The sequence below is a fragment of the Lipingzhangella rawalii genome, assembly GCF_031628175.1.
GTDB classification, from domain to species: domain Bacteria; phylum Actinomycetota; class Actinomycetes; order Streptosporangiales; family Streptosporangiaceae; genus Lipingzhangella_A; species Lipingzhangella_A rawalii.
The window spans coordinates 178,915-203,271 of sequence record NZ_JAVLVT010000001.1; the positions used below are offsets into that span (position 1 = coordinate 178,915).

The following is a 24,357-nucleotide window of genomic DNA, read 5'->3' on the forward strand; positions in this document are numbered from 1 at the left end:
GTTCCGTTCGGATTCTACGCAACCACAGCTGCCACGCGGCTGCCACGCGGCTGCCACGCGGCTGCCACGCCGGTGGCACGCGGGTGGGAGTGCACTCCGGTAGGGTGACGGGTTGTGATGCCCGCAGACCAGACCCACGTACTCGTGCAGTTGCTGGACCCACAGGCACAGCTGCCGCGCTACGCCCACCCGGGCGATGCGGGCGCAGACCTGGTGACCACGAGTGAGGTCGAGCTGGGCCCTGGTGAGCGCGCGGTCGTGGGTACGGGGCTGGCCGTGGCGCTTCCCGAGAATCATGCCGCCTTCGTGCATCCGAGGTCCGGACTCGCCGCCCGGTACGGTGTCACCCTCGTGAATGCTCCGGGCACGATCGACGCGGGCTACCGTGGCGAAATCAGGGTGACCCTCCTCAACACCGACCGGAGCCACAGCGTGCGGTTCCGTCGTGGGGACCGGATCGCCCAGCTGGTGATCCAGCGGGTGGAACGCCCCGTGTTCCAGGAGGTGGCGAGTCTGCCGGAAGCAGAGCGTGGCACGGCGGGTTTCGGTTCCACCGGTGGCTATGAGGTCGCAGGACAAGCGGGAGAGGTGTGAGGCGTGTTCGGACGCCGACGCAAGAAGCAGAAGAGTCAGCAGACGGACGCTCGGGAGATTGGGATCGTCGATGTTCCCGAGGAACTGCGTTCGACTCCGGCCGAGCCGAACAAGCCAGCCGATGTGTTTCGTGGCCAGGGCCCCTGGGACGCTGCGGAGGACGTTCCCGAGGTGCGGCGCATCGACTTCGGGAGTCTTCGGGTTCCGGTTGTCTCCGACATCCAGCTTCAGGTCAACATGTCCAAGAAGAAGGAGCAGGTGGTCGGGGTCACCCTGGTGAGCGGCAAGACCATGCTGCAAGTGATTCCCCTGGCGGCTCCGAAGTCCACGGGCCTGTGGGAGGAGTTGCGTTCGGAGATCCAGGAGGAACTGACCAAGGCCAAGGCCCAGATCCGCGAGTTCGAGGGCACCTTCGGACCCGAGGTGCGTGCGGTGATTCCAGTTCCGGGGAAGACCAACGACTCCGGGAATCCGGTGGGGCGTCCCGTGCGCTATTTCGGGGTTGACGGCCCCCGTTGGCTGCTGCGTGGCATCATGCGTGGAGAGGGAGCGCTCGATCCCCGGGTGGCGGCCCGAATCGAAGAGGTTTTTCAGGGCATCGTCGTGGTGCGTGGGGAGAACCCGCTGCCGCCGCGGGAGCGGCTGCCGTTGAAGTTGCCTCCCGAGACCCGCGCGGGCATCAAACGCGCGCGTGAGCAGGCGGCTCAGGAGGACAGTTCCGGCGACGCCTCCGGTGGGGAGGAAGCCCAGCCGGAAGCGATCGGCACAGACCAGGATGGGGCCACGTCGGCGTCCACCGTGTCGACCGGCGCTCCGTCTTCGGACGGGGACGCAGCACCACGAGCTGACGAGGGCGAGGACGAGGACGCAGCCCGGACACGGGGAGGCAGTCAGTGACGGACACGTCGGCAGGGACCGAAGCCCTGCCCAATGACTGGAGCCGTGTCCTGGGCGTGGTCGCACACCCGGATGACCTCGAATACGGGGCATCCGCTGCGCTCGCACGCATGTCCCGTGCGGGTGCGCACGTCACGGAGCTGTTGGTGACCAGGGGAGAGGCGGGCATCGACAGCATCCCGCCCGAGGAGTGTGCCCCGATCCGCATGCGCGAGCAGGAGGCGGCCGGAAGCGCGGTCGGAGCGTCCGGGGTGGAGTTCCTGGAGTTCCCGGACGGAGCCCTCGAATACGGTTTGCCCCTGCGGCGCCAGCTGGCCCGGGCGATCCGCGTGCACCGGCCCGATCTCGTTATCTCGTTGAATTTTCGGGAGAGCTTCGAGGAGGGTGGCTCCTTCAACCATCCCGACCATCGGGCACTGGGGCCGGCGCTGTTGGATGCCGTGGTCGACGCCGCCAACCGCTGGATGTTTCCGGACCTCGCGCAGGACGGGCTGCCGCCGTGGAAGGGCGTGCGGTATGTGGCCTTCGCCAATCCGCCGCATCCCACCCATCACGTGGAGCTGTCCGAAGCCGATCTTCAGGCCGGAATCGCCTCCCTGGTGGCGCACGAGGTGTATTTCGCGAATCTCGACCAGACCATGGATGCCGAGTCGTTCCTACGGGAAATCGCGGAGCGCAACGGCGCGGCCGCCGGGGTTCCCCTGGCTGCCGCGTTCGAGGCCATCCCCTGCTGATCCGCCCGGTCCTGTGACACGACGAGGCAGGCCCGGCTACGGTGCGGCGACAGTGCCGAGGAACAGCAGTGCACCGTCGCGCCGTAGTAGCACGTGAAACGGGCGGTCGGCGGTGAAGGTGACCGGACGCTGGGTCGAGACCGCGGCGAGGGTCATCATCACCGCGGTGGCTGCGGCGCCCTCCGCCCCGTACTCGTCCACCTCCAGTACCGCTTTGTGCTGGATCCCGTCAATCATGAGGGGAGTGCGCGAAATCCCGGTCAGGTCAGCGTCGCTGGTGAATACGGTGCGTACCCCGCACTGGGAGAGTGCGCCGCTGAGCTCGCTGTCGTAGCTCAGCCCGAACCGGGGAAGCTGAAGTCGAACCTCGGTGGGCGACCTGGCGCGGTACAAGGCATGCAGCTCGGCCGGGGCCGGCAGAGACGGAACGTGTCTCTCGGCCGGGGGCGTGGACGGGAGTACCACATCCATGGCGAGCTCGTGTTCCGCACGCAGCGTCACCATGCGCCATCCACCAAGCTCGGCGTGGGGCAGCTGGCCGGTGTGGCGCATCATCGGTACGCTACGTCGCCCATCGGGGGCGTGGAAGGTCGTGGGGCGGGTCGCGTCTGCGTCGAAAGGAGTGAGCCAGCGGAGCCGCGCCCAGAGTGCGTTCACCAGCACCGCACGTGTGTCGGCGTGCAGGGATCCCGGCCCGAGGAGATCCGTGATACGTCCGCGCGTCACCTTGGACACATCGCTGTTGATCTCCTGTCGGGCCCGGTCGGCATCCGTGGCGAAGTCGGCGTGGAGTACGGCTGCGTCGGGGCACTGCCGCAGTGTGGACTCGAACCGGGGCTCTACCGCGATGTCGGGACGCGTCCACAGGGCGGTACGGCTGGCCAGATCGGGGACCGGTGGTGCGTCCTTGCCCCGGTCCGCGTCATCGGGGGCCGCCCCGGCGGCACGGTTCAGCTCGGTGAGCAGCGTCGCCGGCTCCGGTCCCAGGAGGTTGTCGAGTTCCTCCCGGGTAGTCCCGCGAGCCCCGCTCGCTACCAGACTCAGTGCTGTGGCCAACGAGTAGGGCGAGAATATGCGGTTGCCGGACGCGGGCGGTTCCAGTGTCCCGCCGAGACGTAGGGCGAAGTCCACGTGATCCCCGGGAAAACTCGGGGGTGCGGGTCGTGCCATGCTCACCTCCCGGTCGTGCCTGCTCCAAGAGTACGCAATCCCGGTGCGGACACTCACCTGTGGCAGGTGTAGTCCGGCTAGGCTGGACGGTGCGCCACATGGCCGGGCCGTGCGGCACCAGACTGCAACCATCAGGAGAACGATGTCCAAATCCCAGTCCACACCGGGCCCGGAGGGCGAGCCGGGCGCGGATCATCCCCGGACGGATCCGGACGCGGCGCAGGATCACACATCGGGCGACTCTCCGCCTGAGGACCACGTCCGCGGGGTGGTCTCCGAGCAGACCGTGGAGTCGGCTGTTCGGCGGGAGCTGGCCAAGGCCCTGGGTGGTAAGCGGGGAATGGTGGAGACGGCAATTCCCACCGTCCTGTTTACCATCACCTACCTGGTTCTCCAGGATCGTCCCGGACTCCGCGAGTTCGGGCTACTCGACGATCCCGCTCTGGAGTGGGCACTGGGATTGGGTATCGGTGCCGCGTTGCTGCTGGTGGTGGTGCGGCTGCTGCAACGGTCCCAGGTCCAGTACGTGATCAACAGCCTGATTGGGATTGCGATTGCCGCTCTGTTCGCGGCGCGGAGCGGCCAGGCCGAGGATGCCTTTCTGCCAGGGATCATCTACAACGCCGTGTATGCCGCGGTTCTCGTGGTCAGCATCCTGGTGCGGTGGCCGGCGGTGGGGCTGCTCATCGGTGCGGTGACCCAGGATGTCCAGCACCGGTGGCGTCACAATCCCGCGGTGGTCCAGCTGAGCTCCCGCCTGACCTGGCTCCTGGTTGTTCCCTGCGTGTTGCGGGTCGCGGTGCAGTATCCGCTCTACCTGGTGGCCTCCAATGACGTCGCCTGGGCACTGGGTGCCTTGGGCGGGGCCAAGGTGGCCATGGGGTGGCCCCTCCAGGTGGCAGCCCTGGCCGCGATGGTGTGGCTGTTGGCACGTGGACACACACCGTTGACCTCCGTAGAGGGCTTGGGTGAGGTCTCGGGGCGCCCCGCGGGCCGGTTAGAGTAGGCGGCGCGGGGCGGCTGTGTAGGCGACCGTGCCGACGGACGTCATGCCTACGGTGCCCTGGAAGTGGTGTGTGATGAGTCGGGTCGGAACGCGACTAGAGCTGCGTGTGGATGCGGTTGCCCACGGTGGCTGGTGTGTGGCCCGGCATGAGGACCAGGTCGTTTTCGTGCGCCACGCGCTGCCCGGGGAACTGGTGCAGGCGCAGGTGACCGAGGAAACCAAGCGGTTTCTGCGTGCGGACGCGGTGGATGTGGTGGAACCCTCGGCGGATCGGGTCACTCCACCATGTCCGTTCGCGGGGCCGGGAAAGTGTGGCGGCTGCGACTGGCAGCATGCCTCACTGGAGGGCCAACGTCGCCTCAAGGGGCAGGTTCTCACCGAACAGCTTCGGCGTATCGCTGGAATCGAGCGTGATGTCGAGGTCGAGGAACTTCCGGGAGCCAGCGATGGCCTGGGATGGCGAACCCGGGTGCGGTATGCCGTGGCAGGGGACGGCACCGCGGGGCTGCGTCGGCATCGCTCGCATGAGATCGAACCGGTCGATGAGTGTCGCATCGCCCACCCGGAAGCACGCCGGCTGAACGTTCCGCAACTGAACTGGCCCGGTGTTGCCGAAGTGGAGACGGTGGTCTCCGGGAGCACCTCAGACCGGGCCGTGGTGGTGACGCCGCGGGCAGCGAAGCTGCCGCGTCTGCCGCGTCTGCCGGTGGGTGCCTCGGTGCTGCGGCGGTTCCGGGGAGGGCGTACACAGCAGGTGCAGGGGCGCCGGGGTGTCCGTGAGATGGCCGCCGGCCGTCAGTGGCGGACATCGGCTTCCAGTTTCTGGCAGGTGCATCCGGCCGCGGCCGAGACTCTCGCCGTTGCGGTCCGCACAGCCACCGCGCCACTGCCGGGCGAGACCGTCCTTGATCTGTACTGCGGAGTGGGCCTGTTCGCGGGCGTTCTGGGGGATGAGGTGGGTCCCCAGGGGCGGGTGCTGGGAGTGGAGTCCCATCCCGCCGCGGTCCGGGATGCACGGCACAACCTTCAGGATCTGCCCCAGGTTCGAATCGAACAGTCGGACGTCCCGGCCAAGCTTCGGGAGTGGAACGACCTGCGTGCGGACCTGGCTGTTGTCGATCCGCCGCGCACCGGGCTCGGCGACGGGGTCGTCGCCGCCCTGGCGGAGCTACGCCCCAGTCGTATCGCCTACGTCTCCTGTGATCCGGCAACACTGGCGCGCGACCTGGGACGGTTCCACGAGGTGGGCTATCGCCTGGGCGAGCTACGGGCCTTCGACGCGTTCCCCATGACCCACCATCTGGAGTGTGTGGCGCTGCTCAATCGAGGTGGCTCCGCGTCTGGCGATGCGGCGCTGTGAGCCATCGATCCTTTACCCGGCTCCTCCTTTCCTCGCGTTGCGGATCGCGGTACCTTCGACATCCCGAGAGTGAACGAGCTTCGGGGGTGACGGTGCCTGGGAGCGGCGGCGGTCAGGTCGGTCCCGAGCCGGCGTGAAGGGGGGCCTGCCGCCGCTTCCGCCGGCGGCGCGCCGCCAACGGCCGACGTTCCGCAAGGCCGCGGTCCGGTAGCACAATGTGGGTATGCGCCTGAGGATTTTCACCGAACCCCAGCAGGGAGCCAGCTACGACACCCTACTCCGGGTGGCGGGGGCAGCCGAGGCCCTCGAGTTCGACGCATTCTTTCGTTCCGACCACTATCTTCGAATGGGGTCTGCCGACGGCCGGCCCGGACCGACCGACGCCTGGATCACCTTGGCCGGCCTGGCTCGGGAGACCAAACGGATCCGGCTCGGGACATTGATGACCGCAGCCACCTTCCGCTATCCGGGGCCGTTGGCGATCAGTGTCGCCCAGGTGGACCAGATGAGTGGGGGGCGGGTCGAGTTCGGCCTGGGAGCGGGCTGGTACGCCCAGGAGCACACCGCATACGGAATCCCCTTCCCGGATACGCCACAGGAGCGGTTCGAACGTTACGAGGAGCAGCTGGCGATCGTCACCGGACTGTGGGCTACCCCGGAGGGGGAGAGTTTCCAGTATGCCGGGCGCCACTACCGGCTCACGGACTCGCCGGCCCTACCGAAACCGGCCCAGTCTCCTGCTCCACCGGTGCTGATCGGGGGAACCGGGGCAAAGCGCACACCACGACTCGCGGCAACCTTCGCCGACGAGTTCAATGTGCCGTTCAGCTCACCCACGCAGACCGAGGCGGCGTTCGACCGGACTAGAGCAGCGATGCGGGCGGTGGACCGGACAGCTCCCATGACGTTCTCCGCGGCCCAGGTGGTGTGCTGTGGCCGTAACGATGCCGAGGTGTCCCGGCGGGCCGCAGCGATTGGACGCGATGTGGATGAACTGAAAGCCAACGGACTCGCCGGAAGTCCGGAGGAGGTCGTCGACAAGATGGCCCAGTTCGGGCAGGTGGGCTGCGAACGGCTCTATCTCCAGATTCTGGATCTGGAGGACCTTGACCATCTGGAACTGATCGCCTCGGCCGTGGCTCCCAAGCTCACCTGAGGATCGGGGCGGGTCCGTATTCGCGCTGTCCTTCCGGCTCTCGGGTCCGCGAACGGGCTGTAACTTGATGTCGAGATACAGCTGCGATAGCTTGATATCGAGAGACTTTGGGGAGGCGTCGACAGGCCGAGCCACACCCGGCATCCCTGGCAGACAGCTGTGGTGCTGTCATGATGAGGCAGGCCCCACCGTGTGGGGTGCCGGGGTCGTGGCGACCGCTGCGCTCGGCGTGCGGGCGTCGCCCCGACGGCTGACCGGTCCTCCCGGATCGGGCCAGTCTTCCTGGAGTCACCGCGCCGCCGTAACGGCAGGGTGCACAGAGACATTCGCAAGATCAGGAGGCATCCATCGTGTCCGCGAACAGCTTCGGCAGCCGTGACACGCTCCATGTTGGTGGGGAGTCCTACGATATCTACCGCTTGGACGCGGTTCCGGGCTCTGCGCGCCTGCCCTACAGTCTGAAGATCCTGCTGGAGAACCTGCTCCGCACCGAGGATGGGGCGAACGTCACAGCCGAACACATCCGTGCCCTCGGCGACTGGGACCCCGGGGCGCGCCCCGATCAGGAGATCCAGTTCACCCCCGCGCGTGTGATCATGCAGGATTTCACCGGTGTTCCGTGTGTGGTGGATCTCGCGACCATGCGGGAAGCGGTGCGGGACCTGGGCGGTGATCCGGCGAAGGTCAACCCGTTGGCCCCCGCCGAGCTCGTCATCGACCACTCCGTCGTTGTGGACCTGTTCGGTCGTCCCGACGCCTTCGAGCGCAACGTCGAGATCGAGTACGAACGCAACCACGAGCGGTACAAGTTCCTGCGGTGGGGCCAGACCGCCCTGGACGAGTTCCGAGTGGTACCGCCTGGTACCGGCATCGTGCACCAGGCCAATATCGAGAATCTGGCACGGGTAACCATGGTCCGCAACGGGGTTGCCTACCCGGACACCTGTGTCGGTACCGACTCCCACACGACCATGCAGAACGGCCTGGGGATTCTCGGTTGGGGTGTCGGCGGTATCGAGGCCGAGGCCGCCATGCTGGGTCAGCCCATCTCCATGCTGATTCCCCGGGTTGTGGGCTTCAAGCTCACCGGACAGCTGACGCCCGGAACCACGGCCACCGACCTGGTGCTGACCATCACCGAGATGCTGCGCGAGCACGGTGTGGTCGGCAAGTTCGTTGAGTTCTACGGGGATGGTGTGGCCTCGGTGCCGCTGGCCAACCGGGCAACCATCGGCAACATGAGCCCGGAGTTCGGCTCGACCGCCGCCATGTTCCCCATCGATGCCGAGACCATCCGCTACATGCAGCTCACCGGGCGCAGCAGCGACCAGACCGAGCTCGTGGAGGCCTACGCCAAGGAGCAGGGCCTGTGGCACGACCCGGCCCACGAGCCCGTCTACTCGGAATACCTGGAGCTCGACCTGGGACAGGTCGTTCCCTCCATCGCAGGTCCCAAGCGCCCCCAGGACCGGGTTGCCCTGACCGAGGCCAAGGAGACCTGGCGGCACGACGTGCGCGGCTATGTCACGGACGAGGTGGACGAGACCAGCGACGAGTCCTTCCCCGCCTCGGACGCCCCGGCGCAGCACCCCAACGGCCAGCGCCCGCACCGGCCGGTTCCGGTGACCCTGGCCGATGGAACCCAGACCCAGATCGACCATGGCTCGGTCGTTATCGCCGCCATCACTTCCTGCACCAACACCTCCAACCCCTCGGTGATGATCGGTGCGGCCCTGCTGGCCAAGAACGCCGTGGAGAAGGGGCTGTCCCGTAAGCCGTGGGTCAAGACCTCCCTGGCGCCCGGGTCCAAGGTGGTAACCGACTACTTCGAACGCTCGGGCCTCACCCCGTACCTGGACAAGCTCGGGTTCAACCTGGTTGGTTACGGTTGCACGACCTGCATCGGGAACTCCGGCCCGCTGCCGCCGGAGATCTCCCAGGCGGTCCAGGACAATGATCTGGCCGTGGTGTCGGTACTCAGCGGGAACCGTAACTTCGAGGGCCGGATCAACCCGGACGTGAAGATGAACTACCTGGCCTCTCCGCCGCTGGTTGTGGCCTACGCTCTGGCCGGATCGATGGACACCGACATCACCTCCGAACCCCTGGGAACGGGTGCGGATGGACAGCCGGTCTACCTGGCCGACATCTGGCCCGCCCCGGAGGAGATCCAGGAGGTGATCGACAGCTCCATCGCCTCGGACATGTACACCGAGGCCTATGCCGACGTCTTCGCCGGGGACGAGCGCTGGCGTTCCCTGCCGACTCCGACCGGCAACACATTCGAGTGGGACCAGGACTCCACCTACGTGCGCAAGCCCCCGTACTTCGACGGGATGGGGGTTTCTCCGGAGCCGGTCACGGACATCACCGGTGCCCGGGTGCTGGCCAAGCTCGGTGACTCGGTCACAACGGACCACATTTCGCCTGCTGGCGCCATCAAGCCGGATAGCCCGGCCGGAGAGTACCTCAAGGCCCATGGGGTGGAGCGCAAGGACTTCAACTCCTACGGCTCCCGCCGTGGCAACCACGAGGTGATGATCCGGGGCACCTTCGCGAACATCCGGCTGCGCAACCTTCTCGCGCCCGGAACCGAAGGTGGTGTGACCCGCGACTTCACCCAGGCCGACGACCCCAAGGATGCGCCCATCACCACGATCTACGATGCGGCGCAGAACTACAGCGCGCAGAACACGCCGCTGGTGGTGCTGGGCGGTAAGGAGTACGGATCCGGGTCCTCCCGGGACTGGGCAGCCAAGGGAACCCGGCTGCTGGGAGTGCGTGCGGTTATCACCGAGTCCTACGAGCGCATCCACCGGTCCAACCTCATCGGGATGGGCGTCCTCCCCTTGCAGTTCCCCGAGGGAGAGTCCGCGGACTCGCTGGGGCTCACCGGGGAGGAGACCTTCTCCATCACCGGTGTCACCGAGCTCAATGAGCGGATTCCGGACACGGTGCGGGTGAGCACCGACACCGGAGTGTCCTTCGATGCCGTGGTTCGTATCGATACTCCGGGAGAGGCAGATTACTACCGCAACGGCGGCATCCTGCCCTACGTGTTGCGCCAGCTGCTGCACAGCTAGCCGCAGCGAAGATTCGGGGGCCGCGCCACCGGCACGGCCCCCGAACCCATTTCTTCCGCAACGGGCACCGGTGTGTCCGCGGCCGTCCGGCCGACCAGGCCTCAGCGCAGGCCGCGGTGGTGGCATCGATTGGACGATGCGGTGTCTCGGAAACTCTGCCGGCCACACTTGCGCTGTGTTCCGCCCTACTCCGGTGCGGTGACCGCCATCCTCACACGGGCCCGGTTCTCGGGGCGTGGCGACGCGCCGTCCAGGTAGCGAGCGGATTAGCGGAGCGCAGTCCCGATGCGCCCCGATGCCACAGCTGTGCGATCCGTTCACCGTTCCCTTCTCTCTTCCTGTAGGTGCCTGAATTGGCCGACCGGAGCGTTATGGGTAGCCCCGAGTGCCCGGGGGTGTGCAGCCACGGTCCGGGCACCGGGATGCCGAGAACGCCGTCGGCGGCCACCACGGCGCGTGCGGATCCGTCAGCACAGACGCCACGATCGCCCAGGTACGGCCGATGTCTGGCAGGTGGTCATCGCTGACCGTCGCGGTGGACAGTGCCAGTCCGCGTCGCACCCGCGACGACTCCCGGACGTCTCCACCGAGGTCCGTGGATCTGCATGGGAACGTGCCGTTCCCTCGTGTGCGACGGTGCCGGACATGCCTGGTGAGGCGATCCCTGTTACCAGCGGAGGATTGCTGCCATGTCCCCATCGTCGGCCAGTAGGTCCGGCACCCGGGAGGGTAGTACGGTAACCCGTACCCCGCTGGTCAGACCCTCCCGGATCAGCCGCTCTGCCAGGTCCGGCTCTGGGATGAGGGACTCCTGCGGTTCTCCCGGCGGCCGCTCGTCACTGGGAAAGCAGCGCCCGTCCCGGGTGCAGTGGCCGGACAGGCGACGCGCTCCGTGGAGGAAGAGGTGCTCCACGCGTCCCTCCCGCCATGCCCCGAGCGTGTCGCTGAGTCCCACCGAGCCCGGCCCCCCGCTCAGGGCGGCCTCGCGGGCCCGCCGCAGTAGTTCCCGATACCGTTCCAGACGCGCCGTCTCGATCTCGGGTCGTGCGAGTGCTGCGATCTCGGCCGGAGACTTGCTCTCCACAACACGATCCAACAGCACGACCGTGCGTTTGGTGGTGGACAAGGTGCCACGAATCGTCTCGACCAGCTGAGCGTCGCCCGTTACCACGATGGTGTCCCAGCCGTACTCATCGGCGATCGCGCTCACCTGCGGCCGGATGGAGGCCAGATACCGGTGGACGTGTTCCTCCAGACGACGGTCGAACAGGTCACCCTGGGTTGAGGCGCGGGCGAATTCGCCGGGATGCCCGCCGGCCGGGCCACGCATGGCGCGCCAGTCCTCGCTCTCGACCTCGACGGGGATGGTGCGTACCTCCTCACCCATGCCGAATCGGACATCGAGGATGCGCACCGTACTGTGGGACAACGCAACAACCCCGGCAGGGGCGCCGAGGGTGAGCGCTTCGGCAAGAGGCGTCAGGTAGGGCTGTTGCCCCAGCACAGCGCGAGCTCCGAGATCTGCCTGTACGGACAGTCGATGGATCTCGCTCCCACTCACCGGCGCGAAGAGGGCTCGTCCCATTCCCGGCTCGCCGTTCGCCAGCATCGACTCCAGTTCGGGTTCAATCGCCTCAAGACGCTCGAGCTGGGCGAAGCGGCGCCTGCGATCCTCGATGTCGTTCACCTCGCTGCGCAATTCGGCGATCGCACGGTTGACCTGGAGCCGCCACGCCGGGGCCGAGGATCGGTCGCGTGGGTCGGCTGTCGCGTATACCGAGAGCACACCCATCTCGTCGGTCATTCTGGCCAGGTCACGCAGCGTTGTGTGGTCCAGGATCACGCTGTTCCTCCGCCCCCTCGTCGACGCCTCGCTTCCGCACGGTCGCGGAGCGTTTCCCCTCCAGTCTGTACAGCACAGCCCGGACGCAATCAATGACAGGCACGGAGTCCGTCGTCTCCGACCGGCACGGCCGTGGATGCTCGTCGGTAGCCGGACACAGGGAAGCACGCATCGACGTCCCAGGACCACCTCCGGCGTGTGGTGACAGTATTTACGTTGGCCGCTGGCTGCGGGCTGTGTCTAGGTGTCATTCTGCCCGGCCCGGGCCGAGCCATGCCTGGCACCGGCAGTAACGGGCCGTGAGATGCCATGTGATTGCGTCGACGCGCTATGGGTAGGCCGAACAGTGACGGGAGGACAGCGCGTGTCACCGGTGCCCGTTCAAGGAGGTGTCCGCTGTGGGGGGATGTGGACCAGACGTGAATCACACCGGCTCGGCGTGGGTGTGGCATGTCGCGGCCGTTGGGTGCGTCGCCGTTCTTACCCTGGCCGGAGCAGCCGGTTGTGACGACCTGACCGGAACCGATGGTGGCGATGTCGAGACCGAAGAGAACTCGGACGAGGGCACGAATGGGGGGATCTACTGAGTCCCTGATACGGGGTGCACCAGGGACTTGGGGAGATGGTCGTGTCATTCGGTGACGGGATGTGCCTCCGCGTCACCCGGCTCCCACTAATCGCGGTGACTGAAGGTCTGACCGTGACTCCGATACTTCGCAGAGTTGTTGCGGTCAGGGAAGGGTCGCAACAATGGTGATCGATCGTATTTGTATCCGATGTCGTCCGAAAAATGGAGCACGACGTCTGGCGTCTTCGCCAGAAAGATGGGAAGCTATAAGTGGACGCATCAGCTCCAGGTGCGGGCTCGTGGCCGTTTCGGTGTGACCGGACAGTACGCGGCGCGGAACGGGAATCCGTAACCGTTCGTCGCGACACCGAGGCGGACCGCCCCACCCAGGGCCGTTTGGCCGTCCGTGCGGCGATGGGGCGCCCCATCGCCGGACGCGAAGAGACCGACCGAGCGTTATGGAGATACCGATCATGAGTGACCAGACGCTGCCGACACTGCGCCGGCTGACCGCCGCCGGTGCGATCGCCGCCGTTGCCGCCTTCCCGCTCGTTGCCTGTGACGAGGTTGACGACGCGACGGACAACGACGAGGTCGAGGACGTCGACGACGGCATGGATGACGAGGACGACGCCCTCGACGACGAGGACGACGCCTTGGACGACGAGGAGTAGTTCTCCAGGCTCATCGCGGGGTGGCGGGTACCGTCACCCCGCTTCTTCGTTGCTTCTTCGTTTGCGACGGAGACGCTCGAAAATCGGCCTGACGGCCCTGGTCAGAATGCCGGGTGAATGGCGGGGAAAGGCTGGTTGACAAACGGGCCAGTCGGCGAGTCAGTGCAGTGGCTGCAACTGATCGTGTAGATAGTGAGCGAGTGTGCGCGCATAGCTCGCCGTGAGGTGGGAGTTGTCGCGGTAGACGAGGATATTGCCGACAACGGCGGGACAGTGGTCTGGTGTACATATCCGGTCAGTAAGGTCGACAATGGTCACCGAATCCGGAAGGTCCTCGCGTTGGGCCACGTCGGGCGGGCCACTCGGGTACATGTCCGCCCTGCTCCGGCCGCACCGAACTGCGTCGCGTCCGTGGGTCTCCACGCACTCCGGTACGTCCACCATCGGCCACGGGGTGTCCCGGACGGCGATCACATCGATGCCCAATCGGCTCAGGTGGCGCCAGTGACGGAGATAACCATCGGGGGTGTACTCCCGGCCACCACCGATCCGGGTCGCCGTTGTGAACACCGCATCTGGGTCGAGTACGGCCAGACGCTGTAGGGCATCGTCGTTCCAAGCGTGACATGCGGTGTAGGGAGCGCCGTCGAGCTGCTGTTGCTCCGCACTGAACAGGCAGGCAGATTTGGTCATGGACACCACTCGCCAGCTGTGCTCCTCGGCCAGCAACCGTAGCGCGGGCAGCCAGTGTGCGGCATGTGAACCACCCACCAGGGCCACGGTCCGATCGGCGTGTTCCATGGAGGCACCGAAGGTGCAGCTGTGTGCCTCCGTGCTGGCCTGGTCCTGGTGGCATCCCGTCTCGTAGACGACCGGGAGGTCCCCGCGGGCCTCGAGGGCGGTGGGGCGGTACGGAACGTCAGGTTCGGGGGGCTGTGTCAGCGCTGCGGCACCGGGATAGTCCTCGCTTCCCGTCGTGCTGATGTCCTGATGTTCGCCGTGCTGGTACGTGTGGAGCACTGAGCCCCATGCGCCGGTGGCGGTGAGGACCGGGACCAAGAAGGCGGCGCCCAGGGCCAGGCCACCATGTGTGCTGTGCTGGCCCAGACCCGAGGCCGGAAGTCGGTGCTCCAGCAGCCAGTGTGTCCCGACCGCCAGGGTGAGGGACGCGAGTACGACGAGCGCGCCGCCGCCCAGGGTCGGTACCGTCCGCCCGGTCACTGCGAGGTAACACACCAGCAGGGGCCAGTGCCACAGGTAGAGGGAGAACGAGTATCTCCCCAACCACCGCAACGCAGGGATGCGGAGCAGCCGGTCCGCTCCGACACGGGTGGGGGGACCGGCTGCGGAGCACACGATCAGAGACGCGGCTGCGAGTGTGGGCCACAGGGCTGCGTAGCCGGGGAACTGGCCTGGATGACCGTCCGCGGTGGTGATAATGACTCCGCAGGTCACGAGTGCCACAAGGCCCAGCCACCCCAGAAGTAGGCGGATATGCCGGCTCGGGCGTAGCGAGGGCAGGGCCAGGGCGAGCAGCCCCCCAAGAGCGAATTCCCACAGTCGGGCCAGTGTGTTGAAATACGTCGGCTGGGGATGCTGGACGGTGGCTGCGATTGAGTACGCCAACGATGCACCGGCCACCACTGTGAAGCCGCAGAGAAGCGTGGATCGCTGGGACCAGCCGCGGTGGTGGGCGAGGACTGCGAGTCCCAGGATCACGAGTGGCCATAGCAGGTAGAACTGCATCTGGACGGCCAGAGACCAATAGTGCTGTGCCGGGCCGGCCGCGTTCTGCGCGGCCAGATAGTCCACGGCGTTGCCGGCCAGGTGCCAGTTCTGGACAAACAGCGCCGCGGCGGTGAGTTCGGACTGTACGCTGGGCCAGCGGACCTGGGGCAGCCACAGAACGGTTGCTGCGCCGATGCCAACCAACACGAACAGGGCGGGGGGAACGACCCGGCGGGAAAGGCGTGCGCAGTGGGTCCCGAGCCATGCGGGGGCCTCGCGCAGGTGTGGCCGAACCAGCCGTGCGGTCAGAGACCACGTGATCAGGAGCCCGGACAAGAGGAAGAAGACATCCACGCCGCCGGACACGCGATTGAACCAGATGTGGTAGATCACCACGAGCGCAACGGCGAGGCCCCGCAGGCCCTCGATCTCCGGTAGGTGGCCCCGTGACCCCGTGGGTTTCCTTGGTCCGATGGGACCCGTCGACGGTTCGGGACGACGCGGGGCGAACTGTTCGTGTTTCTGCGGCATGGGAAGCTGTACATCAGTGGTGGGCCGGGTCGGGATCGGACCCGACGTGTGGGCATGGGCACGAGCCCGGATCAGCACCGTGGCCCGGGCGTCCCTGTGGCCGCCTGCCGATGGTGCGTCGGTACCTGGACCCTAGCCCGCTTCCGTTGGGTGTTCTGGGCCGTCACACCCGCCGTTACGGGGATTTCGTGGAGCCGAACCATGACGTTCACCCCCGGGGCCGGTCCGGTTCACCCTCGGCGTCGCTTGGAGGATTCGCCGATCCGGGCGACCTCCATGCCTCGATGGGAGCGGCTGCGGGTAGCGTCGATTCGCTATGACCGATGTGTCCATTCTTCTGCTGGCCGGAACTGCGGTGCTCGCCGGATCGGTGGTGCAGAGCGGTGTGGGGATTGGCCTGGGCCTGGTTGCGGCTCCGGTGGTTGCCCTGCTGGATCCCACGCTCATGCCCGGTGCCATGTTGATCGCCGCGATTGTGCTGCCGGTGCTCACCGTTCGGGCCGAAGGGCCGGCGAGCCACACCGTGGATTGGCGGGGGATCGGTTGGTCCATGCCCGCACGCATACTCGGGACCGTGGCCGGAGTGTGGATCGTCGCCCTGGTCACCCCGAAGCATCTCGCATTGGGTGTGGGGGTGATGGTGCTCGTTGCCGTCGCGGTGACCGCAAGCGCCGTGCGGGTACGGACCACACCCCTGACCCTCAGCCTGGCCGGGCTCGCCTCCGGCATGGCGGGCACCGCCACCTCGATGGGCGGCCCCCCGATGGCGCTGGCCTACCAGAACGAGAGCGGCCCCCGGGTGCGAGCCACCTTGGGCATGTACTTCCTGATTGGTGTGGCCCTGTCCCTGATCGCGCTGGTGATCGGAAACCAGCTACCCGCCCGGCAGGTAGCCTTCGGCCTGGCCCTGGCCCCCTTCGTTCTGGTCGGTTTTGTCCTCGCCGGCCCCGTGCGCCGACACGTGGACGGGGGGATGCTCCGGCGGTGTCTGCTCACCGTGGTCACCGTGTCCGGGATCGTGCTGGTGGGGCAGGGTGTGTGGTGAGACTCCACCAGCGCCCGGCGCCACGTCACCAGGATGCTTATGCCCGCAGGCGGGCTACGCTCGCGGTTATGGCTACTCCAACGAGGGACCAGCTGGCCGCGGTCCGGGGACGAACCATTCCCGACGTTGTGGGGACGGGCCTCGAGATCCTGTTCTGCGGGATCAACCCCAGCCTGTACTCCGCCTACACCGGGCACCATTTCGCCCGGCCCGGAAACCGCTTCTGGCCGGCGTTGTACCAGGCAGGGTTGACGCCCCACCAGCTTGCTCCCGCCGAGCAGCAGCGGCTGACGGAATGGGGACTGGGCATCACAAACCTGGTGGCACGGGCAACTGCGCGTGCCGATGAGCTCGGCCCGCACGAACTGGAGGAGGGTGGCCGCCGGCTGGCCGCGCTCCTGCGCGAGCATCGGCCCGGCTGTCTCGCGGTTCTGGGTGTCACCGCCTATCGCACCGCGTTTCGGGTCCCGTCGGCGGTGATCGGGCCACAGTCAGCCACACTGGAAGCGATCCCGGTGTGGGTGTTGCCCAATCCGAGTGGACTGAACGCACAGTGGCCCCTCCAGCGCATTGCGGGGGAGCTGGACCGGATGCGGAACTGGATCCGGGGGTCAGCGGCGTACGGGGCGGGATCCGCGGCTGCGTCTGTGCGCCCCGGACCGGATGGGGAAGGCACCACGGCATCCCGGCGGGTTACGTAGACTCGGGACTTGTCGGCAGCCGTAGCCCGTGACGTGGGGATACTGGCCGCCACAGAGCCGGCGCAGTGGCTGCCGGGAGACTGTGACCGCTGACGAGGGGACTGACCAGAGTGACCTTGCTCGAGTCGATCGACAATCCGGACGACCTCAAGCGCCTTCGCGCCGACCAGATCCCCCAGCTGGCCGAGGAGATTCGGGAGTTCCTCGTCCGGGAGGTCACCCGTACCGGTGGACACCTCGGGCCGAATCTCGGCGTTGTCGAACTGACCATCGCCCTACACCGTGTCTTCGACTCGCCCAATGACCCCATCTTCTTCGACACCGGGCACCAGTCCTACGTGCACAAGTTGCTGACCGGCCGACAGGAGTTCCACGATCTGCGCCAGCGCCATGGACTCTCCGGGTATCCCTCCCGCGCCGAGTCCCAGCACGACCATGTGGAGAACTCGCATGCCTCCACCGCGCTGTCCTACGCCGACGGTTATGCCAAAGCGAATGCCCTCCAGGGGCGCGAGGACTCCACCGCTGTCGCGGTCATCGGGGACGGTGCGTTGACCGGAGGCATGGCCTGGGAGGCCCTCAACAACATCGCTGCGGGGGCAGCCGAGCAGCGTCGACGAATCGTTGTGGTGGTCAACGACAATGGGCGCTCCTACTCCCCGACGATCGGTGGGCTTGCCGATCACCTGGCCACAGTGCGGATGACTCAGGGCTACGAACAGGTGCTGGAACTGGTGAAGTCCACCCTCAACCGCACCCCGTTGGTCGGTCAGCCTCTGTACGACGCGTTGCACGGCATCAAGAAGGGGCTCAAGGACGCCATCCAACCCCAGTGCATGTTCGAGGACCTGGGGCTCAAGTACATGGGGCCGATCGACGGCCACGACCCCTCGGCGGTGGAGAGCGCGCTCCGCCGGGCACGGTCCTTCGGTGGTCCGGTGATCGTGCACTGCCTGACCCAAAAAGGCAAGGGCCACGCTCCGGCGGAGAATCACGAAGAGGACCAGTTCCACGCGGTACGCGCAGCTCCGGCCAAGCCGGCGGGATCAGCTCCGTCCCGCCCGAAGTGGACGGCGGTTTTCGGGGAAGAAATCGTGCGCATCGGCGCGGAGCGCAGCGACGTGGTGGGCATCACCGCGGCGATGCTGCACCCGACCGGTCTCTCGAAATTCGCGGAGGCCTACCCGGAGCGGATCTTCGATGTGGGGATCGCGGAACAGCACGCGGCGACCTCCGCCGCAGGGCTGGCCATGGGGGGTATGCATCCGGTCTTCGCGGTGTACGCGACCTTTCTGAACCGCGCCTTCGACCAGTTGCTGATGGATGTTGCTCTCCACCGGCAGCCGGTCACCCTCGTATTGGACCGCTCCGGGGTGACCGGTCCGGACGGACCCAGCCACCACGGCATGTGGGATCTCTCGCTGCTCCAGCTTGTTCCGGGGCTCGCCGTCGCGGTGCCGCGGGATGAGGCGCGGCTCCGGGAGCTGTTGCGCGAGGCTGTGGCCGTCGACGACGGCCCCACGGTACTGCGGTATCCCACGGGCCAGGTGGGGGCGGAGCTGCCCGCCGTGGGCCGGATCGGGACCGCGGACGTCCTGCGGGCCGCCCCGAGGGAACGCCTGGCCCGGCAGGAAGAACCGAGCGATTCTGGGACTGTCGACGATTCCGCCGTGGAGCGGGTCCCAGCCGAGAGCGAGACCGTGCTGCTCGTCGCGGTCGGCGCCATGGCTGAGTCGTGCTGCGACGTGGCCGACCGTATGGCCGCGCAGGGCATTCCGGTCACTGTGGTCGATCCGCGCTGGGTCAAGCCGCTGGACGGCGAACTGGTCGCGGCGGCGGCTCGGCATCGCCTTGTCGCGGTGGTGGAGGACAACGGGCGTGCCGGTGGTGTGGGGGACGCCATGGCTCGAGCGCTACGGGACCACGGGGCCCAGGTTCCGGTGCAGACCTTCGGGGTGCCCCAGGAGTTCCTGGAACACGGCGCCCGCGGCGAGCTGTTGTCGGAGTTGGGGCTGGACGCCCAGCACCTGGCGCGGCGGCTCACCGAGATTGTCGCCAGCCACGCGACTCCCTCTCTGGAGGACCAGCAGCCTGCCCGTTAACCCCGATCCGAGGCGGACACCGCACATGACGAGTACCACATCCACCCCCACCCACGACTCGACATCGGATCCGCTGCGTGTTGCGGTCATCGGATCGGGGCCCGCCGGCATCTACACCGCCGGGGCCCTGGTGAACCAGGACCGAGAACCGGTCGCCGTTGATGTCCTGGATCGGCTCCCCACCCCCTACGGGCTCGTACGTTACGGCGTCGCTCCTGACCACACGAAGATCAAGGGGGTGGCCAGCGCGCTGCGCGACATGTTGGAACAGCCCAATGTGCGGTTCGTCGGCGGAGTGGAGTTCGGCAGGCACGTAACCCGGTCGGACCTCGCGCGGGTCTACGACGCCGTGGTATATGCAACCGGCGCCAGCGTGGACCGCCGGCTGGAGATTCCCGGGGAGGACCTTCCCGGAAGTGTTGCCGCCACGGACTTCGTCAACGCCTACAGTGGCCATCCGGATATCGACCCTGAGCAGTTTCGCTTGGACGTCGAGGAGGTCGCTGTCGTCGGTGCGGGCAACGTTGCTCTGGATGTCGCTCGGATCCTGGCCAAGACGGCGGATGAGCTACGGCATACGGATATTCCGCAACCGATGTTGGACGTTCTCGCCGCAAGCAAGGTGCGCCGCATCCACATTCTGGCCCGGCGTGGACCGGTCCAGGCCAAGTTCACTGCGCCCGAACTGCGGGATCTTGGCGAGCTGCCCGGGGCCAACGTGGTGGTGAATCCCGCCGAGGTCGATATTGACCCCAACTCCGAGGTGATGCGCAACGCCGCTCGCGCCGCGCGCACCAATCTGCGATATCTCAACGACTGGGCCCAACGGTCCCGGGCGGCAGAGGGACGCACGGTCGAGCTGCGGTTCTGGCGCCGACCGGTGGCCATCGTTGGTCCGGATCGTGTCGCGGGGCTGGACCTGGAAGCGACCGATTTGGACGAGCAGGGCGATCTGGTCGGGACGGGGCAACGGGAACGTCTCGATGTGGGGATGGTGGTGCGGTCGGTCGGCTACCTGGGGGTTGCGCTGCCGGGGGTGCCGTTCGACTCGCGGACCCGTACGGTGCCCCATGACGCGGGGCGGGTGCTGGACACGGAGGGGACGGTGCGGCGCGGCGACTATGTTGCCGGCTGGATCAAGCGCGGTGCGAGCGGCGTCATCGGCACCAACAAGTCGGATGCCGCTGCGACGGTGCGTTCCCTGCTGGATGACGCCCCCATCCTGCGCGCCGCCCGTGGCGAACGTGGCTCGCTCGAGGAGATCCTCGCGGATTCGGACGCCAACCAGGTGCTCTACGAGGACTGGCAGGCCATTGAGGCCGCGGAGGCACGGTTGGGTGCCGCGCTGCACCGCGGGCCACGCGTCAAGTTGCACACCTGGACCAAACTCTACGACGCGGCTGCGGGCCGTGGTTGACCTGACCGCTGTTCCCAGGCCTTGCCGCGGGCCGCGACCGGACCGACGGATGCACCGTGCTGGGTTCGCGGCTGTTGACAACGACTGCGGTTCTGCACATCCCGGGACTGCCTAGACTTGGGGAGGCCAGGCTCAACGGAGGTGTGTGTGAACGGGAGCGACGGACGCCGGGTCACGATCTCCACGATCGCCCGGGAAGCGGGCGTCTCGATACCGACGGTGTCCCGCGTCCTCAACGGGCGTTCCGACGTGGCGCCGGGGACGCGTGAGCGCGTCGACGAGTTGCTTCGCCGGCACGGGTATCGGCGTCGGGGCGCTCCGGCCCGTTCCGAAGCCGGACTGATCGACCTGGTGTTCAATGACCTGGACAGCCCGTGGGCGGTCGAGATCATCCGGGGCGCGGAGATGGCGGCCCAGGAGGGTGGTGTGGGAACCGTGGTGTCCGCGGTCCACGGTGACGCCACGGCGACCCAGCAATGGCTGCGTAACCTGCGGGGCCGCACCAGCGACGGGGTTGTGGTCGTCAACTCCGAGGTGGCTGGTGGGATCCAGGTGGAGTTGCAACGGCTGGATGTGCCGCTGGTGGTCGTTGACCCCACAGGGGGTGCCGAGGGCGACGTGCGTACGATCGGGGCCACCAACTGGGCTGGGGGCATGGCGGCGACGACACACCTTCTGTCGCTGGGGCACGAGCGGCTCGGCTGTGTCGCGGGGCCCGCCCGGTTGATGTGCAGTCGGGCTCGACTCGACGGGTTCCGTGCGGCCCTCGAACGGGCCGGGCTCGACTGGGACGAGGACCTCGTGCAGCAGGGCGACTTCTCCCACGAATCCGGTTTTTCCTGCGGGCAGGCGCTGTTGGCGGCCGGCAGGCATCCCACCGGAATCGTGGTGGGCAGTGACCAGATGGCCTTCGGGGTGTACGAGGCCCTGCGTAGGCGCGGTCTCCAGGTTCCCGATGACGTCAGTGTGGTGGGTTTCGACGATCTCCCGCAGGCGCAGTGGGCCTCCCCGCCGTTGACCACGGTCCGGCAGCCGCTGAGCGAGATGGGGGCGATTGCGGCGCGCAGTGTGCTCGCCCTGGCCCGGGGGGCTCAGCCCGACGTTCCGGCGCGCATGGAGCTGTCGACGGAGCTGGTGGTGCGTGACTCCACCGCCCCGGCGCCGAACTGAGCCACGGGTCAGTGGACCTCGGCGTACGTGCGCAGGGGGCGGTCGGGCGGCAGTGGGCCGCGAGGGCCCTCCAGGGTGACGGGGACCTGCCCGCGAATGTCGGTGCTGGATGCCGCAATCCGTAGCTCCGCCGGTCCGGGGGCGTGGATCCACTGGCCACACCGGTCGGCGATCGCCAGCACCCCGGCCGGAACCCGGAACCGCACGCACCGCTGCTGTCCGGGAGCGAGCTCCACCCGCGTGTAGCCGATGAGGCGAGCTTCTGGCTGGGTTGCCTCGGCGACTGGTCGGTGCGCGTACAGCTGCACGACCTCCGTGCCGTGGCGGTTTCCCGAGTTGCCGACCCGCACCGATAGCTCGGTTGTAGCATCCGGGGACAGGGGCTGGGGGGCGGTGGGGTCGGCGGCCACGTCGTTGATCCGGATGTCGCTCCAGGTGAACTCGGTGTAGGACAGGCCGTGGCCGAAGGGGTATCGGGGCGTCGGATCCACACTGCTGACATCGCTGACATGTCCCAGTCGTGGCACTGTGTGCGGGCTGGGCTGTACGTCGCCACGTGCGGGGACGCTGACCGGGAGTCGCCCGGAGGGGTTGACCCGGCCGGTGAGGACTCCGGCCACCGCGGCCGCACCCTCCTGGCCCGGGAAAAAGGCTTGAACCACGGCCGCTGGAGTGTGCTGGGCCGTGCCCAGGGCGTAGGGGCGACCAGACAGTACGACCGCGACGACCGGGACGCCGGTGTCCAGGAGAGCCTGGAGAAGTTCGCCCTGTTGGCCCGGAAGGTCCAGGTCGGTGGCGTCGCATCCCTCGCCGGACGTGCCGCCCCCGAAGAGGCCGGAGAGGTCTCCCAGGACAGCGACGCAGACGTCGGCCTCCTGACAGGTACGCACGGCGGCGGGAATGTCGGTGACGTCGTCTCCGGACACGGTGCAGCCCACCGCATGAGTGATCTGGGCGGTGGGGAGCTCTGCGCGAAGTGCTTCGGTGAGCGTGGGTATGGCGACCCCGAGGGGAAGCTCGGGGTGGTGTTGGCCGACGTGCCGCGGGAATGTGTAGCAGCCCAGCATCCCGTTGGGATCGTCGGCGAGCGGGCCGACAAGCGCGATTCGCGCACTGGCGTCCAGGGGGAGGTGGCCGTCGTTGGCGAGGAGGATCACCGACTCCTCGGCGGTTCGTCGCGCCAGCGTCCGTGCCGCGGGTGGATCCAGGTCCGGTTCGCGGGCGGACTCCGAGTCCCTCGGGGCCAGCCCGGGGGGTGTGGGGGTCCAGTCGTGGTCGAGGAGCCCGAGTTGACACTTCTGGTGGAGAACCCGGCGCGCGGCCCGGTTCAGTGTCTCCGTGTCCACCTTCCCTGCTTCCACGGCACTCAGCAGGGGCGGCCCGAAGCAGTTGACCATGGGAAGCTCGATGTCGAGGCCGGCTTCGAGTGCGTGCCGTGCCGCCTGGGTACGTCCCTCGGCAACCTGGTGGAGGGTTTGCAGGAAACTGACCCCGAAATAGTCGGCGACGACCACGCCGTCAAACCCCCACGTCTGTCGCAGGAGGTCGGTGAGGAGGCTGGTGTCCGCATGGGAGGGCACTCCGTCCACCGCGGTGTAGGAGGCCATGACCGAACGGGCCTTACCGTCGCGGATCGCCATCTCGAAAGGCAAGAGTAGTTCGGCGAATTCCCGGGGTCCGATGGATACAGGACCAAAGTTGCGTGCCGACCGCGCTGCCGAGTATCCGGCGAAGTGTTTCAGGGTGGCGTGGACACCGGAGTGTTGCAGCCCTTGTACGTAGGCGGTTCCGATGGTTCCGACCAGGTAGGGGTCCTCGCCGATGGTCTCCTCTGTGCGGCCCCAGCGCAGATCTCGGGTGACGTCCAGGACCGGGGCGAGCCCCTGGTGTACACCCATCGCATACATACTGGCGCCGATCTGTTCCGCCACCGTGGATACAAGGTCCGGATCGAATGTGGCCCCCCAGGCGAGTGGGGTGGGAAAGATCGTGGCCTTCCAGGTCGTCCATCCGGTGAGACATTCCTCGTGGGCCAGCGCCGGGATCGCGAATCGGTTGGCGGATGTCACCTGGTGCTGGAGGTCCCGCAGGCGACGCGCCCCCTCGGTAGGGGTGATCGGGGCGGAACCGAAGGGGCGGGTGATGTGGCCCACTCCGGTGGTGACCCAGTCCGACCATTCGAAGTTCTCGTCGGCCATTTCCCGTTGGAACGGAGCCACGTTGCCGGTCACGTCGCTGGCGCCGAGCCAAACACCGGATAGTTGTGCCACCTTCTCCTGAGGGGTCATCGCCGCCAGGAGCGCCTCAACCCGCTCCTCGGGTGAATGCTCGGGATCGCTCCACGGGGGCAGGTCCGCGGCGGTGGGGGAAGTGGGGGCGTGGTTTCCAGCTGGGGCGCTCACGATCCGTCCTTACCTCGTGGCGATCGGTCCGGCGCAGCCGTGGACACGATCTCGATCGTTCGAAAAACTATCGATTGCTTTCCGGAAAGTATGGCGCCATGGCTATGCTCGTCAACCCATGGCGGTTCGAGTGTTCGTCCTGGGTCTGTGCAGGTAGCTGGATGTTGTCGGTGCTG

At 67.4% G+C, this 24,357-nt stretch carries 18 protein-coding genes; 14 read left to right on the plus strand and 4 right to left on the minus strand.

The genetic code is table 11. The annotated features are described in order from the left end of the window. The first annotated feature begins 117 nt into the window (after window positions 1-117). From dut to RIF23_RS00825, 3 genes are read left to right on the plus strand one after another with little or no spacing between them, the layout of a single operon-like run. Complete coding sequence (dut, locus tag RIF23_RS00815) at window positions 118-594, plus strand: dUTP diphosphatase (RefSeq protein ID WP_310910339.1); 477 nt, start codon at window positions 118-120, stop codon at window positions 592-594. 3 nt (window positions 595-597) lie between these two features. Further along, window positions 598-1,491, plus strand: coding sequence for a DUF3710 domain-containing protein (locus RIF23_RS00820; RefSeq protein ID WP_310910340.1), 894 nt, complete (start codon window positions 598-600; stop codon window positions 1,489-1,491). After that, window positions 1,488-2,225: a PIG-L deacetylase family protein gene (locus RIF23_RS00825; protein WP_310910341.1), complete on the plus strand. Its 738-nt coding sequence runs from the start codon at window positions 1,488-1,490 to the stop codon at window positions 2,223-2,225. Before RIF23_RS00820 ends, RIF23_RS00825 begins: the two co-directional genes overlap by 4 nt. A 36-nt stretch (window positions 2,226-2,261) precedes the next feature. On the opposite strand, the gene RIF23_RS00830 is transcribed toward RIF23_RS00825, so the two are convergent. Further along, window positions 2,262-3,395: a serpin family protein gene (locus tag RIF23_RS00830; protein WP_310910342.1), complete on the minus strand. Its 1,134-nt coding sequence runs from the start codon at window positions 3,393-3,395 to the stop codon at window positions 2,262-2,264. Window positions 3,396-3,537: 142 nt separating this feature from the next. Here RIF23_RS00830 and RIF23_RS00835 point away from each other — a divergent pair, with 142 nt between their 5' ends. From RIF23_RS00835 to acnA, 4 genes are all read left to right on the plus strand, one after another. Further along, the gene (locus tag RIF23_RS00835; protein WP_310910343.1) at window positions 3,538-4,401 is read left to right on the plus strand and encodes a DUF3159 domain-containing protein; all 864 of its coding nucleotides are present in this window, start codon (window positions 3,538-3,540) and stop codon (window positions 4,399-4,401) included. A 73-nt stretch (window positions 4,402-4,474) separates the two neighbouring features. Further along, on the plus strand, window positions 4,475-5,761 hold the full coding sequence (locus RIF23_RS00840; protein WP_310910344.1) for a class I SAM-dependent RNA methyltransferase: 1,287 nt from the start codon (window positions 4,475-4,477) through the stop codon (window positions 5,759-5,761). A 223-nt stretch (window positions 5,762-5,984) separates the two neighbouring features. Next, on the plus strand, window positions 5,985-6,917 hold the full coding sequence (locus RIF23_RS00845; protein WP_310910345.1) for an LLM class F420-dependent oxidoreductase: 933 nt from the start codon (window positions 5,985-5,987) through the stop codon (window positions 6,915-6,917). Between the two features lie 350 nt (window positions 6,918-7,267). Beyond that, window positions 7,268-10,000, plus strand: coding sequence for an aconitate hydratase AcnA (gene acnA / locus RIF23_RS00850; protein WP_310910346.1), 2,733 nt, complete (start codon window positions 7,268-7,270; stop codon window positions 9,998-10,000). A gap of 667 nt (window positions 10,001-10,667) precedes the next feature. Here acnA and RIF23_RS00855 read toward each other — a convergent pair. Next, window positions 10,668-11,843: a VLRF1 family aeRF1-type release factor gene (locus RIF23_RS00855; RefSeq protein ID WP_310910347.1), complete on the minus strand. Its 1,176-nt coding sequence runs from the start codon at window positions 11,841-11,843 to the stop codon at window positions 10,668-10,670. A 419-nt stretch (window positions 11,844-12,262) separates the two neighbouring features. Here RIF23_RS00855 and RIF23_RS00860 point away from each other — a divergent pair, with 419 nt between their 5' ends. Beyond that, window positions 12,263-12,430, plus strand: coding sequence for a hypothetical protein (locus RIF23_RS00860; protein ID WP_310910348.1), 168 nt, complete (start codon window positions 12,263-12,265; stop codon window positions 12,428-12,430). A gap of 454 nt (window positions 12,431-12,884) precedes the next feature. Continuing rightward, a complete protein-coding gene (locus tag RIF23_RS00865) occupies window positions 12,885-13,085 on the plus strand; it encodes a DNA primase (protein WP_310910349.1) in 201 nt (66 codons plus the stop codon). 159 nt (window positions 13,086-13,244) lie between these two features. Here the strand turns inward: RIF23_RS00865 and RIF23_RS00870 are convergent, their stop codons facing one another. Continuing rightward, complete coding sequence (locus RIF23_RS00870) at window positions 13,245-15,344, minus strand: acyltransferase family protein (RefSeq protein ID WP_310910350.1); 2,100 nt, start codon at window positions 15,342-15,344, stop codon at window positions 13,245-13,247. Between the two features lie 316 nt (window positions 15,345-15,660). Between RIF23_RS00870 and RIF23_RS00875 the strand changes: the two genes are divergently transcribed. From RIF23_RS00875 to RIF23_RS00895, 5 genes are all read left to right on the plus strand, one after another. Continuing rightward, window positions 15,661-16,389 (plus strand): sulfite exporter TauE/SafE family protein, encoded by a 729-nt coding sequence (locus RIF23_RS00875; RefSeq protein WP_310910351.1) that lies wholly within the window; start codon window positions 15,661-15,663, stop codon window positions 16,387-16,389. A gap of 68 nt (window positions 16,390-16,457) precedes the next feature. Next, complete coding sequence (gene mug / locus RIF23_RS00880; protein WP_310910352.1) at window positions 16,458-17,090, plus strand: G/U mismatch-specific DNA glycosylase; 633 nt, start codon at window positions 16,458-16,460, stop codon at window positions 17,088-17,090. Window positions 17,091-17,200: 110 nt separating this feature from the next. Beyond that, a complete protein-coding gene (gene dxs, locus RIF23_RS00885; protein WP_310910353.1) occupies window positions 17,201-19,192 on the plus strand; it encodes a 1-deoxy-D-xylulose-5-phosphate synthase in 1,992 nt (663 codons plus the stop codon). Window positions 19,193-19,217: 25 nt separating this feature from the next. Next, a complete protein-coding gene (locus RIF23_RS00890; protein ID WP_310910354.1) occupies window positions 19,218-20,609 on the plus strand; it encodes an FAD-dependent oxidoreductase in 1,392 nt (463 codons plus the stop codon). A 147-nt stretch (window positions 20,610-20,756) separates the two neighbouring features. Next, the gene (locus RIF23_RS00895) at window positions 20,757-21,779 is read left to right on the plus strand and encodes a LacI family DNA-binding transcriptional regulator (protein ID WP_310910355.1); all 1,023 of its coding nucleotides are present in this window, start codon (window positions 20,757-20,759) and stop codon (window positions 21,777-21,779) included. An 8-nt stretch (window positions 21,780-21,787) separates the two neighbouring features. Here the strand turns inward: RIF23_RS00895 and RIF23_RS00900 are convergent, their stop codons facing one another. Then, on the minus strand, window positions 21,788-24,181 hold the full coding sequence (locus RIF23_RS00900) for a glycoside hydrolase family 3 N-terminal domain-containing protein (RefSeq protein WP_310910356.1): 2,394 nt from the start codon (window positions 24,179-24,181) through the stop codon (window positions 21,788-21,790). Window positions 24,182-24,357: the final 176 nt, after the last annotated feature.